Source organism: Corynebacterium sp. HMSC22B11 (assembly GCF_001815965.1).
Taxonomy (GTDB): Bacteria; Actinomycetota; Actinomycetes; order Mycobacteriales; family Mycobacteriaceae; genus Corynebacterium.
Genome location: NZ_KV823527.1, coordinates 19,918 through 32,509 on the forward strand (window position 1 = coordinate 19,918; position 12,592 = coordinate 32,509).

Consider the following 12,592-nt stretch of genomic DNA (forward strand, 5'->3'; position numbering starts at 1 on the left):
AATTCCAGATTGAACCACCCCATGAAATCTACGTTTGTATCATCTAAGGTGATACATACGTAGTTCATATGTCACCTGAGTGAGGGAGGTAGGCGTTATGTCATCGACTAAAACTCTCGAGCTGCTCGAATCCCTAGCCGCAGACCAGTGGGGCATCATCACCACGGCCCAAGCCAAAAGCGAAGGAATTAGCCGCCTACAGCTGAGCCGACTCTCCGAACGAGGTGTACTCACGCGCACTCGGCAGGGCCTCTACCACCTCCCCTCCGCATCATTTGGCCCCCTCACCGATATTCGCGAAGCCTGGGTAGCGCTTCGCCCTAGCTTCTTCCCCGGGGAGCGACTGAGCGAAGAAAATGACGTGTTTGTCTCTCACGAATCAGCAGCGATCATCCATCAAATTGGTGACCTCATCCCTCACAAGCACACATTTTCTACGCGCGCGCGAAAGCAAACGCGACATGAGGACATTCTGATCTACAACTATCGCAACGCGAACGAGGAGGACGTCCTCCTCGTCGATGGTCTACCCGTAACGTCGATAGAACGCACCATCGCAGACCTTGCCGACGAGAAGATTGAGTTCAACTACCTCGCAGTCATCGTGACGGATGCCTTAAGAAAAGAAGGTGTTCGCATAGCAGCATTGGCTGAATGCCTCGACGCAAGCGCACCTGTCTATGGCTATGCGAATGGCCAAGCGTTCATTGAGGCGTGCCAGGCGGAAGCCCGGTCAGATGAAGATCGTGAAGAAATTGCGCACCGCTTTGCAACCAGCCTCGCTGTCGACCTGGGGTTCAAGGGAATCTCAACCACGCTCGCCGAGACACTTGAAGCCTTGAGCAAGAGAGCAGGCTCCCTCGCCGGCGGCTCCGTTCTTGAAGAGGCACACGCCACGCAGACTGAACAGATCAATAAACAAATCAGGAAGGTTTTCCTCCAGTACCCCGGTATTGCGAATCTTCTCCCCTCAGCCGACCTACCGCCTAGCAATCCCGCCGCAAAAGCACTCAGGGAGCTTGACTTGACGGCATCTGCGATAACTCCTAAAGCTCAGGCAACACCCGAGACAGAGGCCCACCAAGAGTCGAAAGGGGCACAGCAGCGATGAATCAACCGCTCACCACGAGGGAGGCCCGAAATCTCCAGAAGAGCCTCAACATGCGCATTTCCAACGAAGCGAAGACCCAGGGCAGATCGAGGGACAGCATCCGGTTCCAGCTGGTTTTCGAAAGCATGCTCAGGCTCATCTTCCGCAATCCTTCCCCTGGGTGGACGCTCAAGGGAGGGACCGCACTTCTCATGCGTAACGGGAAGGGGCGCTTCACCAGGGATCTGGATCTGGCGCGTTCAAAACGCTGGGACTCCGGCGAAGAACTCACTAACAACCTGAAAGAACTCGTCCAGGGCAAAAAATGGCGACCCCTTCACCTTCGAAGTGAAAGATATCCACTCTCGAGACAACACGGCCCGTGGAGAGTACGCCACCCCGACCGCCACTGTATCGATCGAAGCTCGACTCGGAACACTACAGTTTCACACCTTTAAAATTGATGTATCCCTCTCGCGCCACACACAGGCACCACCTGAGCACGTTGAGGTAGATCCCCTACTCAATACGTTGCAGCAGGACAGGCTCTACGAATCCTTCACCGTCCTCGTCACACCTATCGAAGCGCATCTATCCGACAAGATCTGTGCGATGCGGGAAACCCACCACGGCCGCACAAGCACTCGATACCACGATCTTGCGGACATCATTCAAATCATTCTTACGCAAGACTTCTCAGCTCAGAAATTGCAGACCACACTGTTACACGAAACACGCCGGCGTAATATCCAGCTACCGGAAGTTTTAGCTTCACCGGATCCGGAGTGGGAACGTGGTTACGAAAAGAAGGCCAAGGACTTTTACGGGCTCCCTCCCAATCTTCACTCTCTTACGGCCTCCCTCGAGTTCGCTGGAACACGTCTGAACGAAATTCTCAGCGACCAACGCGGCACCGGGTGGTGGAACCATCGGAGCCAGCAATGGGTCAATGAATACCAAGCACCGGCCGCTCATTTTAAGCTGAGCAACTCGTCCCTACTACGTATCATCCCAGCTGTTGGCACAGCCGTCGCGTTGCCTCACGACTGACCTACCCCCCGAATCAGCGCCACACCCCACCAAGGCAAAAACTCCGCCAGGGTTTTCCCTGACGGAGTTCATCTGTGCCAGATGTTGGATTTGAACCAACGAAGGCATAAGCCGGCGGATTTACAGTCCGCTTCCTTTGGCCGCTCGGACAATCTGGCGTACACCATCTGGTGCGCTCAATACCCTACTACGTGCCTCAAAGATTGCCTAAACGTGCTGCTCGGGCCAGGTATTGACGTCCTTAAAAGGAAGGCGGAACAACCGGGAAACGGTGGGTAACCGCCCAACCGCAACCGAACTAGCCCAGGCGGTCCAGCGAGAAGGCCAGCAGGTGGCGCAGCGCCTCCGTGACCTCGTTGTCCGGCAGCTTCGCCAGCTCAGCCTCAGCCAAGCCGCGGTAATGCTCCACGTCCCGCTCCGCGAGCTCACGGCCGTTGGAACGCTGGATAAGCTCCAGGCACTCCTCAACCACCGCATCGTCGGTCACCGGGCCGGTCAGCAGCTCGCGCAGGCGCGCGCCAACCTCGTCCTCCTGACGCATCGCGTGCAGCACCGGCAGGGTGAACACGCCCTCCCGCAGGTCCGTGCCCGGCGTCTTGCCGGACTCCTCCGGATCGGCCCAGATGTCGATGATGTCGTCCACGATCTGGAAGATCTGCCCCATGTGGCGGCCGAACTGCGCCAGCGCGTCCACGTGCTCCTGCTCCGCGCCGGAATGCAGCGCGCCCAGGTAACCCGCGGAGGCGATCAGCACGCCGGTCTTCTCCTGGATGACCTTCATGTAGTGCTCGATCGCATCCTCGCCATCAGCCGCGCCCACGGTCTCGCGCATCTGGCCGGTGACCAGCTCGCCGAAGGTGTCCGCGAAGTGGCGAACCGTCTGGGAACCCAGCCCGGAGAGGATCTCCGAGGCCACCGCGAACAGGTAATCGCCGGCGAGGATCGCCATCGAGTTGCCCCAGCGCGCATTCGCGGACTCCGCGCCACGGCGGCGGTCGGCCTCGTCCATGACGTCGTCGTGGTAGAGCGTCGCGAGATGCGTCAGTTCCACGACCACGGCGGCGTCGCGCACCTCGCGGGCCGTCGGGTTCTTGCCGTACTGCGCGGCGAGCAGCGCAAACACCACGCGAAAGCGCTTGCCGCCAGCCAGCGCGAGGTGGCTGATCTTATCGGTGATGAAGCTCTCGCCCTGGCTGAGGCGCCAGCGCAGGAAGTCCTCCGCCTCCTGCAGCCCCGCCGTGATGCGGTCGTTGAGCTCGGCATTCCCCAAGTCCGGAGCTACCGGCCTGGCGTTGTCGCGTACTGCCATGTCCCTGCGTCTGCCTCGATCTAGATTGTGATTGTGCGTGAGCTATAGCTAGCCATTCGATAGGTTAGCCGATCTACTCGGGCGCGTAGTAATGGATTCACCCCTCGCCGCGCGGGATTGCTTCCGCGGTGCAGGTTTTCCGGTCGCCGTGTTGTTCGCGGCGGGTCCTCCGGTTCTTTTTAGGACGTCACCCCGGCTAGCCTTGAGCCTCATGAGCCCCTCTTCTTCCACCACGCACGATTCGGCGACGCGAGGCGAGTCCGCCGCTCCGCAACGGGTACCGCAAGATCAGCTGCGCGCCGAGGTGCTGATCATCGGCGGCGGCCCGGCGGGTGCTGCGGCGGCGTACCACGCCGCCCGAGCGGGGTGGGACACCCTGGTGATCGATATGGCGGACCACGCCACCCAGCCGCGCGATAAGACCTGTGGGGACGGCCTGACCCCACGCGCCGTCGGCGCCCTGGAGGCGATGGGGGCAGGCCACCTGCTGGATGGTCACCCGCGGATCAAAGGCCTGAAGCTGCACGGCTTCGGCGGATCGATCACCGCGCCGTGGCCGAAGCACGAGAAGTTCCCCGCCCGTGGGTCCGCGATCCCCCGCAGCGATTTCGACGCCGCCCTGCTGCGCCACGCCATCGACGCCGGGGCCCGCTTCCACGGCGGGCTGAAGGCCGTGAGTGTCTCGGAAGACGGGCAGACCGTGACCTGCCAGGCCGTCGGTTCGCGGGCTGGGAAGGCGGCGGGAACCAACCGCGAGGTACAAACCACGGAAATCCGCACGGAGTTCCTCGTCCTCGCCGAGGGCGTGCGCTCCTCCATCGCCCGGCAGCTGGGCGTGCAGTGGGAACGCGGCATCGTCCATGGCATCGCAGCCCGCAGCTACGTGGAAACCCCGCATGCCGACGAACCATGGATCCACTCCCACCTGGAGCTGCGGGACCATGAGGGCACCGCGCAGCCCGGCTACGGCTGGATCTTCCCCCTCGGCACCCCCACGACTGGCGGGCAGGCGGGCAACGGGGCGGATGCCGACCCGACCCCGCAGGTAAACCTGGGCTGCGGGGCGCTGACCACCACGCAGCGGCCAGCGAAGGTGAACACCAAGAAGCTGCTCGTCCACTACGCCGACCAGGTCCGCGAGGAGTGGGAGCTTGGCACCCCGCAACGCATCACCAGCGCCCTGCTGCCGATGGGCGGGGCCGTCACGCGAGTGGCGGGCCGAAACTGGGCCGTGATCGGCGACTCCGCCGCCCTGGTCAACCCGCTGAACGGCGAGGGCATCGACTACGGGCTGGAGTCCGCCCGCTTCCTCGTCGAACTGCTGGGCGACGCCCGCCGCAACCCCGACGGTCTGCGCTACGCCTGGCCCGCCCGGCTGCGCCAGGAGTACGGCGACGCCTTCGCCCTGGCCCGCCGCCTGGGCATGCTGCTCACCATGCCGGGCCTGCTGGCCGCCATCGGCCCGGTGGGCATGCGCGGACCTTTGGCCCACACGGTGATGAACTCCGCGGCCCGCCTGATGGGCAACCTCGTCACCCCACAGGACCGGGACCTCACGGCAAAGCTGTGGCTCGGCGCCGGCAAGCTATCCCGCGGCGTGGATAAGCTCCTCGCCGCGGACTCCCGCCCCCTCTTCGGGCGCCAATAAACCCGGACAGCACGAAAGCCCACGGTTTCCCGTGGGCTTTCGTTGTCTCCGGCGCACCCGAGCGACGTGGCCAAGCAACATGCCCGAGCAACGTGGCAGAGCAGGGACCCGTGCCCCGAAACTACGCCAGCGAGCTAGTCCAGCGGCTTCGTCCCGCTGTGCAGCGCAACGATGCCGCCGGTGAGATTCTGCCAGCCGACATTCTCCCAACCATTGGCGCGGATCTCGCGGGCCAGCTCCTCCTGATCTGGCCACGCGCGGATGGACTCCGCGAGGTAGACATAAGACTCCGGGTTGGAGCTGACCACCTTCGCCACCGCGGGCAGCGCGCGCATCAGGTACTCCTTGTACACGGTCGCGAAACCGGGGATGACCGGCGTCGAAAACTCCGCGATCGCGAGCTTGCCACCCGGCTTCGTCACCCGGGCCATCTCCCGCAACCCGGCGCGGAAGTCCACCAAATTACGCAGACCGTAACTGATCGTCACGGCGTCGAAAGTATTATCCGCGAACGGCAGATTCAGGCCATCGGCGCAGATCATCGGCACGTCCCGGTGCGAACCCGCCCGCAGCATCCCCAGCGAGAAGTCCGCGGCCACGCAGTACGCGCCAGACTCCGCCAGCTCCTCGGTGGACACGCCCGTGCCCGCGGCAAGGTCCAGCACCTTATCCCCCGGCGCGAGATCCAGGCGGCGGCGCGTGCGCTTTCGCCACAGCCGGTCCTGGCCGAAGCTCAGCACCGTATTCGTGATGTCGTAGTTCTTCCCCACGGCATCGAACATCGTGGCCACTTCGCGCGGATCTTTTTCCAGACTTGCCCTAGACATAAATTCTCATGCTACCCGGCGCACCGGCCAGCACCATCACGCAGTAATGGCCTGCTGGTAGTAGCCCATCAGCTGCTCGCACAGCGCGGGCCAGGTCTTGCCCTGCACGCGGGTCAACGCCGCGGCGGCGAACTGTTCGAGCGCGCCGTCCGCGATGATGTTCCCCACGGCCTCGGGCAGCTGCTCGGCGAAGCGTTCCGGGTCGAGCAGGAAGCCGCTCACCCCGTCCTCGACGAGGTCCACCGGCCCGCCGGCCCGTGGCGCGACCACCGGCAGGCCCGAGGCCTGCGCCTCCTGGATCGCCTGGCAGAAGGTCTCGAAGCGCCCCGGGTGGACGAACACGTCCAGGGACGCGAAGGCCACGGCCAGCTCCTCCCCATAGAGCGCGCCGGTGAACACCGCGGTCGGCATGAGCTTTTCCAGCTCCTCGCGTTCCGGCCCGTCGCCGACGATCACCAGCTGCACGTCTTCACGGTCGTTTAAGGACGCCAGGTTCGCCACATCCTTCTCCGCGGCCAGGCGGCCCACGAAGCCCACCAGCTTGCGTGGCTCGGCCGGGGCGGCGGTGCTGCGCTTGGCCTGGCCTTCCTCCCACCACTGGCCGCGCAGCTCCGCGCTGCGCTTGGCGGGGTGGAAGCGCTGCGTATCCACGCCCCGGCCCCAGTGGTGCACCCGCTGCACGCCGTGCTCCCGCAGCTGCTCAATCGTCGGCGAGCTCGGCGCGAGGGTCAGGCAAGAGTTGTTGTGCATCGCGCGCACCCAGCGCCAGGACATGTTCAGCAGGAAGGTGAGCTTGTAGTGCTCCGTGAAGCCAGGCACGTCCGTCTGATAGACCGCCACCTGTGGCACCTTCAGCGCCTTCGCGGCGAATACGCCCGCCCCGCCGAGGACGAATGGGCTGGCCAGGTGCACCACATCCGGCTGGAACTGCTTCAGCAGCTTATAAACCCTCGGCAGGGGCACGCCGATGGGCAGGGAGTTGATGGGCGGGAGGTTCACCGCGGGCACCCGGTGGATCGGAAAGCCCGCGTAGGTATCGCCGGGACCTGGTTCGCTGGTACTGGTTACGGACGCATCCCCGGCGGGAGCATCACCGGCCGGTGGTTGCCAGCCCGGCGGGCGCGGCGCGATGACCATCGCGTCGTGCCCTTCCCGCCGCAGGTGCTCCAGCACCCGCAACACCGAATTGGAAACCCCATTGACGATGGGGATGAAGCTCTCCGCGACGATCGCAACCCTCATTGTTCTCCCTGCTGCGCCTTCCATGAGTTTTCTCGCCACCGGACCAGCAGCCACAGACCCCCGCTCAGCACCATCGCCACGACGAGCGAGGAGAGCGCGGGTATCCAGGCCAAGGTCCAGCCACGGCCTTGCACCTTCACATTGCGGGGCTCGGACTTCTGATACTCCACCCGCACCCGCTGGCCCGCCTCCAGGCCGATCGGGTACAGCAAGCCCCGGTCCGGCTGGTGGTAGACCCCGTACTCATCCGGGAAGCGCACGGTGGTCCGCAGTACCCCGACGTTAACGACGTCCGCCGTGGCGAACGCCTGGTCCCTACCGATGCGGTAGTCGTTCAGCGCGGCGGTCGCCACCATCCCCAGGCAGACGGCCGCGGCGAAGGCCGTAAAGGCCGCGACGAGTTGCTTGCCGCGCCGGAAGCGGGTCGGGGTCGGCTGCTCAACGGCCGGCTCCTTCCCCACCGCTGACTGTTCCGTGGCCTGCTCGGTGGCCTGCTCGGCGGCCACGGGCTGCTCTACGTTCGCCGGACCCGCCGCGCCCGTTGGCGCGGCCTCCTGCTCGCGGTCCACCGGCTTACTCACCCGGGGTCACCTTGCCCCGGATCGACTTCTCCAGCGCCACGCGCGCACCCCGGTCCACAAAGGCCTCCACAACCAGCACCCCGCCGCCCCGGCGGCCCGGCACCAGGCCCAGCTTCTCGCCGGCCTCGCCGTCCAGGTCGCCGTGTTCCAGCGCGTCCAGCACCTCGGCGAGCTCCGCCGGGCTGTGAACCCCCACCCAGTCCACGCCAGCGGACTCGCACAGCCCAGCGAGCTTCGCGCCCGTGCCGGTGCCGAAGACCCGCTCGAAGGCCGGGGTGCCGTCGTCGAAACTCCGCAGGCTATCCCCACCCGGCTCCAGGGTCTCGAAGATCGCGCCGCCGTCGTCGTTGGCGACCACAATCACCAGGTTCTCCGGGCTGGGCTCGTCCGGACCAAAGTGCAGCCCGTTGACGTCATGAAGGAAAGAAAGATCACCCAGCAGGGCAAACGTCCGCGGGGCGCGGATCGCCGTCGGATCGGCGGAGGCATGCGCCAGGGCCGTACCCACGGCGGTGGACACCAGGCCGTCGATGCCCGCGGCACCACGGTTGGCCACCGTGTGCACCCCGTCGAAGGGCAGGCCCGCCCGGGCGATGTCGCGGATCGGCGAAGAAGCGCCGACGAACAGCGCGTCCCCGTCCCGCAGGGAATCCGCCAGCACCGCAGCCACGTGCAGCCCGGTGAACGCCCCGTCCTCTGTGGCCTGAGCGATGCCGTCGCGCACCGCCTCCGCGCCCAGCTCGGACACACCGCGGCAGACCTGCAGCCAGGACTGCGGCGACTCACCGGTCACGCGCACCGTGCTCGCGATCTGGTCGGCGGTCAGCGCCACGTCCGTGGGCTGTTCGACCTCAGTGAGCACCGTGATGGAAATGTCCTCGCTGGCCAGCAGCTGGGTCACCGGGCGGTGCAGGGTCGGCCGGCCAAGCACGATGACCTGCTCCGGGCGCGTGGCCGCGGAATACTCCCCGTGGGAAACCAGGCCGGTGGTGAACATCGCGGCCGCCGCCGGGTGCACCGGGAAGTCCGGGGCGGGGCTGGCGGGTTCAGCCAGGACAGGCAGGTCGCCGAGCTCCTCCAGCTGCTCGCGGGCCCACGCCCGATCGCTGACCGAACCCGCGATGACGAGGGTCCGCTTGGACGCGTCCACCGTCGCCTCACCGTAGGGCAGGCGCGCGGCCTGCTTCGGTAGGACGTAATTTCGGGCCGGCGCGGTCGGCTGCTCGGCCGCCGTTGCGCGGGCGGGCCCCTCGGCGAGCTGGCGGGCCAGGAGGGTCAGCTGGGTGCTGGACTCCGGGACCAGTGGTTCCCGCAGCGGGATGTCGAGGTGCGCCCCACCGCCCCGGGTGGGGTGGGTGGCGGCGCGGACCAGCTCGTCGACCTTAACCCGGACGCGGCGGACCAGCGGGTTCGTGGTGTCCAGGGCGGCGGCTGGGCCTGCCTCGTCGGCACCGGCCGCGGTGTTGGCGCTGGCGGACGGCGCAGCGGCGCTGGCAGTCACGGCATCGATCGCGGCGTCCAACTCCAGGGTGGCGACCGCGTGGGCGCCGAAGATCTCGCGCTGCTGGATGGTCTGATTAGCCCCCGTCCCCACCATCGACCACGGCCGGTTGGCAGAAAGGATCAGCAGCGGGACGTTCGTCGCCGTGGCCTCCACCATGGCGGGCAGGCAGTTAGCCACCGCCGTGCCGGAGGTCATCACGACCGGCACCGGAGTGTCCGAGTACTTCGCCAGGCCCAGGGCCAGGAAGGCCGCGGAGCGCTCGTCGGTGCGCACGTGCAGCCGCAGCCGCCCGGCGCGGCTGGCCTCCGCAAACGCCAAGGCCAGCGGAGCCGAGCGCGAGCCCGGGCACACCACGGCCTCCCGAACCCCGTTGCGAATCAGCTCGTCAACCAGTACCGCGCCAAGCAGTACTGCGGGTGAGGGCTGATCAAGGGTCTCGGGCGTGCTCTGGGAGATGCTGTTTTTCACACCCCATAACCTACGTGACCCTGCCCCGGCGGGGCGACGAGCCTGGCTCAGCCTAATCATTGTTCATTAATGCTGAACGTTCAGTTTTAGTGAACACGTGTTTCCAACCCCCTTTAGCCTCAGAAGGGCCCACGTCCATCCAAAAACATGGAGAACACGCGACTTAACCATCGAAGGCCTCGCATATTCCCTTCAAGAGGGCTTCGACCTGCTCCTTTCGCGCTTCAAACGGAGTCGGGTGCTCCCCCTCGGCAATAAGATGCTCTGCAAGACCAATCCCCCTATCACCCTCTTCAGCGAAACGATTAACCAATACGCTCGCTTCTCTAATCCCGAGCACCTGAGCGACATCGCTGCCGAGTAGCTGGGCAGCCATGCAATGAACATCTCCCCAATAAGACTGGAAGCTCGGCTTTAACCTTCCATAACGGTCCCAGATCTCGTCATCCTCTTCATACCAGGCAAGAATCAAGGCCAGGTCCTGGGCATCCTTATAGGTCCGACGCTCCTTTCGGTCGAACCATGCGTGCAGTTTCAGGGCGGCCAGTCCGGCGACAGACGGGATCTTCACCATCACGCCGCCCGGCAAAGAGACGAAGTCCGCCGAATCAAACACCTCTTGAACCCCATGAACGTTAAGAATTAGCCCTTCGCGCTCAACTTCATCTGGCGGGTTTTCAACTGCCCCAAACGGCACCAAGTCAATATCAAAGCCACTGACCTTGATCGCTTGCCAAGCTCTCCCCGGATAAGCGAAATGCTCCTTGAGGCGATCGAAATCCGCCCAGCTGCGAAGCGCTACCGCAAAATCGATGTCCCGCGTCGCCCGAGCTGGCGGGCCTGGCCGGTATTTTTCTTGATGAATATCCCTACACCGCGCCCCCACCAGCATGATCTGATCTAGGTCGATATACCGTCCAAGCGCAGCAAGAACCTCAGCAATATCCTCATTGCTCTCCGACCATTTCATTACCCCACCCCCAGAAGTTCTAGAAATTGATTGTCGATCTTAGCTCTTGCGCGACTCCCAGCAGGCGGGGTTCGTGAGTGCCCACGAGATCCGCATAGATTACTGGCCACGGCGCACATGGCCATTCACCAAGCACGGTCGCATGATCACTCTGATCCGTCTGATTCGCATCACGGCTTCCTTGGCCAGCGCCCCAAAACGCCGTGCGCACGATGACATTGCCATTGTCTGATCGGCGAATCCGACCGCTCCTCAACAACTCTCTAAGTTCAGCCGAGTCGCGCAAATAAAGATGAACGGTAGTTCCGCCTCGGACCAAGTGCGGCACAGCCTGCTCGCCGCTTACCCAGCCCATGGGGTCCATGGCCCCAAATCTGTCCAGATCCGCCTCTCCTCGGAAGATTTCCAGATCAGCACCAAGCCCAGTGGCATAGGACTGCGCCCACGCATCCAGGAGCGCCTTCGGTCGCTCGAAGTAATACCTTCCCCCGAAGCCCGACTTATTGAGGTACCCAGCTTGCGTCAGCAGTTCTAGCGTCTGCGCAGCGCTACCAACGGAGACCCCCGCCTGTCTCGCAACCTCTCGGACAGGAGAGTCAAGCAGTTCCGGGCGATCCAAAATAACCGCGCTCACCTGCGCTCGGCGTGGCGTAAACAAGGAACCGGTAGGCGCCTTAACTTGCGATGCAGCACCCCTTGCTGGCTTTCGTAATCGCCGAGCAGCTTTATCCTGTGGACTTGCCGAAGTTGCTTGCTCCCCTCTTTTCAGCGAAACGCTACCGCCTTGTTCAACCGGAGAACCCTTCACCCTGCCACGGATATCTAGGTACATCCCGGGAAAGGAGATAAAACAATTTCCTCGCTCATCTGCGAACATAACCCCCGCCCCCCGTAGGAAATCAGCCACCTTAGGCGTAACCCTCGGAGCGAGAAGCAGCGTTGGGAGGTCGCTCTCGTCGGCAGTTTTTTCCGCCACCAAAGCCCGTAACCCTTGTGGATCATTCGTCTCAACTTGGCGGGCCATACACTTCGCGGAGGCGTCACCGTGACGCACGAACAGTCCCCCATCCCCGACGCCCTCCTGACCTAGCTCCACGAACTCGAGAGGCACCTCTACAAGGTTGAATATGTCGTTCCAGCGACTGATTTCTTCCCCGTTCATACCGCCACTTTAGCTGATGTCCAGCAATAATGAACGTTCATTAATACTGAACGTTCATTTTTAGTGAACACACTTGTCGGCCTCCGGCCGAAAACATCAGCATCGTTAGGGTGAGGTTATGGAGCTATCTTCCCTGGATCGGGGCCACTTCCGCGCGCTCATTATCGGTGCAGGCCAGGCCGGGCTCGCCGTCACCGCCACCGGGCCGGACGCCACGAGCACCACGATCACCACGGACGTCCTCCTCAACGCCACCGGCACCTGGAACAACCCGCACGTGCCACACATCCCTGGCATCGAAACCTTCCGCGGCCGCCAGCTGCACACGAAGGATTACACCCGCAAGGAGGACTTCGCGGGCCTGCGCACCCTCGTCGTCGGTGGCGGACTGTCGGCCGTTCAGTTCCTCCTGGAGCTCCAGGAAGTGAGCGAAACCATCTGGGCCAACCTCCGGGCACCGAGGTGGATGCCGACGTCATCTTCTGGAACACCGGATTCCGTCACTCCCTGCGCCACCTCGCCCCACTGAAGCTGCGGGGACCGGGCGGAGGAATCCTCATGGACGGCGAAGTGCGCGTAGCCAAGGACCCGCGGGTGCTGCTGGTCGGCTATGGCTCCACCGCCTCGACGGTGGGCGCGACTCGCGCCGGCAGGCGCGCCGGTCAGGCCGCCGTCCGCTATCTCGAGTCCCGGTAGCCCGGCGTTCGCTTCAGGACGTCAACCTGATGCTGCGATTGGCAT

11 protein-coding genes, 1 tRNA gene and 1 pseudogene are annotated in these 12,592 nt (G+C 64.1%); 5 read left to right on the forward strand and 8 right to left on the reverse strand.

What is annotated here, in order from left to right:
- Nucleotides 1-97: 97 nt before the first annotated feature.
- The 3 genes from HMPREF3088_RS09815 (at nt 98) to HMPREF3088_RS10285 (ending at nt 2,140) form a co-directional block, all read left to right on the forward strand.
- Nucleotides 98-1,111 (forward strand): type IV toxin-antitoxin system AbiEi family antitoxin domain-containing protein, encoded by a 1,014-nt coding sequence (locus HMPREF3088_RS09815; RefSeq protein WP_070759800.1) that lies wholly within the window; start codon nt 98-100, stop codon nt 1,109-1,111.
- Between the two features lie 191 nt (nt 1,112-1,302).
- The gene (locus HMPREF3088_RS10825) at nt 1,303-1,548 is read left to right on the forward strand and encodes a hypothetical protein (protein WP_256374479.1); all 246 of its coding nucleotides are present in this window, start codon (nt 1,303-1,305) and stop codon (nt 1,546-1,548) included.
- Nucleotides 1,439-2,140, forward strand: a complete 702-nt coding sequence (locus HMPREF3088_RS10285; protein ID WP_246818160.1) for a nucleotidyl transferase AbiEii/AbiGii toxin family protein — start codon at nt 1,439-1,441, stop codon at nt 2,138-2,140. Before HMPREF3088_RS10825 ends, HMPREF3088_RS10285 begins: the two co-directional genes overlap by 110 nt.
- Before the next feature lie 75 nt (nt 2,141-2,215).
- On the opposite strand, the gene HMPREF3088_RS09825 is transcribed toward HMPREF3088_RS10285, so the two are convergent.
- Nucleotides 2,216-2,298 (reverse strand) — tRNA-Tyr (locus HMPREF3088_RS09825).
- 140 nt (nt 2,299-2,438) lie between these two features.
- The gene (locus HMPREF3088_RS09830; protein WP_070759802.1) at nt 2,439-3,449 is read right to left on the reverse strand and encodes a polyprenyl synthetase family protein; all 1,011 of its coding nucleotides are present in this window, start codon (nt 3,447-3,449) and stop codon (nt 2,439-2,441) included.
- Between the two features lie 211 nt (nt 3,450-3,660).
- On the opposite strand from HMPREF3088_RS09830, the gene HMPREF3088_RS09835 reads away from it, so the two are divergent.
- Complete coding sequence (locus HMPREF3088_RS09835) at nt 3,661-5,097, forward strand: geranylgeranyl reductase family protein (protein ID WP_070759803.1); 1,437 nt, start codon at nt 3,661-3,663, stop codon at nt 5,095-5,097.
- A gap of 134 nt (nt 5,098-5,231) precedes the next feature.
- Here the strand turns inward: HMPREF3088_RS09835 and HMPREF3088_RS09840 are convergent, their stop codons facing one another.
- From HMPREF3088_RS09840 to HMPREF3088_RS10905, 6 genes are all read right to left on the reverse strand, one after another.
- The gene (locus tag HMPREF3088_RS09840) at nt 5,232-5,924 is read right to left on the reverse strand and encodes a demethylmenaquinone methyltransferase (RefSeq protein WP_012359529.1); all 693 of its coding nucleotides are present in this window, start codon (nt 5,922-5,924) and stop codon (nt 5,232-5,234) included.
- Between the two features lie 36 nt (nt 5,925-5,960).
- A complete protein-coding gene (locus HMPREF3088_RS09845; RefSeq protein ID WP_070759804.1) occupies nt 5,961-7,166 on the reverse strand; it encodes a glycosyltransferase family 4 protein in 1,206 nt (401 codons plus the stop codon).
- Nucleotides 7,163-7,747, reverse strand: coding sequence for a hypothetical protein (locus HMPREF3088_RS09850; protein ID WP_070759805.1), 585 nt, complete (start codon nt 7,745-7,747; stop codon nt 7,163-7,165). Before HMPREF3088_RS09850 ends, HMPREF3088_RS09845 begins: the two co-directional genes overlap by 4 nt.
- Complete coding sequence (menD, locus tag HMPREF3088_RS09855) at nt 7,740-9,719, reverse strand: 2-succinyl-5-enolpyruvyl-6-hydroxy-3-cyclohexene-1-carboxylate synthase (RefSeq protein WP_070759806.1); 1,980 nt, start codon at nt 9,717-9,719, stop codon at nt 7,740-7,742. Before menD ends, HMPREF3088_RS09850 begins: the two co-directional genes overlap by 8 nt.
- A 163-nt stretch (nt 9,720-9,882) precedes the next feature.
- A complete protein-coding gene (locus tag HMPREF3088_RS09860) occupies nt 9,883-10,689 on the reverse strand; it encodes a nucleotidyl transferase AbiEii/AbiGii toxin family protein (protein ID WP_210401528.1) in 807 nt (268 codons plus the stop codon).
- 19 nt (nt 10,690-10,708) lie between these two features.
- A complete protein-coding gene (locus HMPREF3088_RS10905; protein WP_083317397.1) occupies nt 10,709-11,851 on the reverse strand; it encodes a type IV toxin-antitoxin system AbiEi family antitoxin in 1,143 nt (380 codons plus the stop codon).
- 232 nt (nt 11,852-12,083) lie between these two features.
- Between HMPREF3088_RS10905 and HMPREF3088_RS09870 the strand changes: the two are divergent.
- Nucleotides 12,084-12,547, forward strand: a pseudogene (locus tag HMPREF3088_RS09870) (pyridine nucleotide-disulfide oxidoreductase); the annotation flags it as partial.
- Nucleotides 12,548-12,592 lie beyond the last annotated feature (45 nt).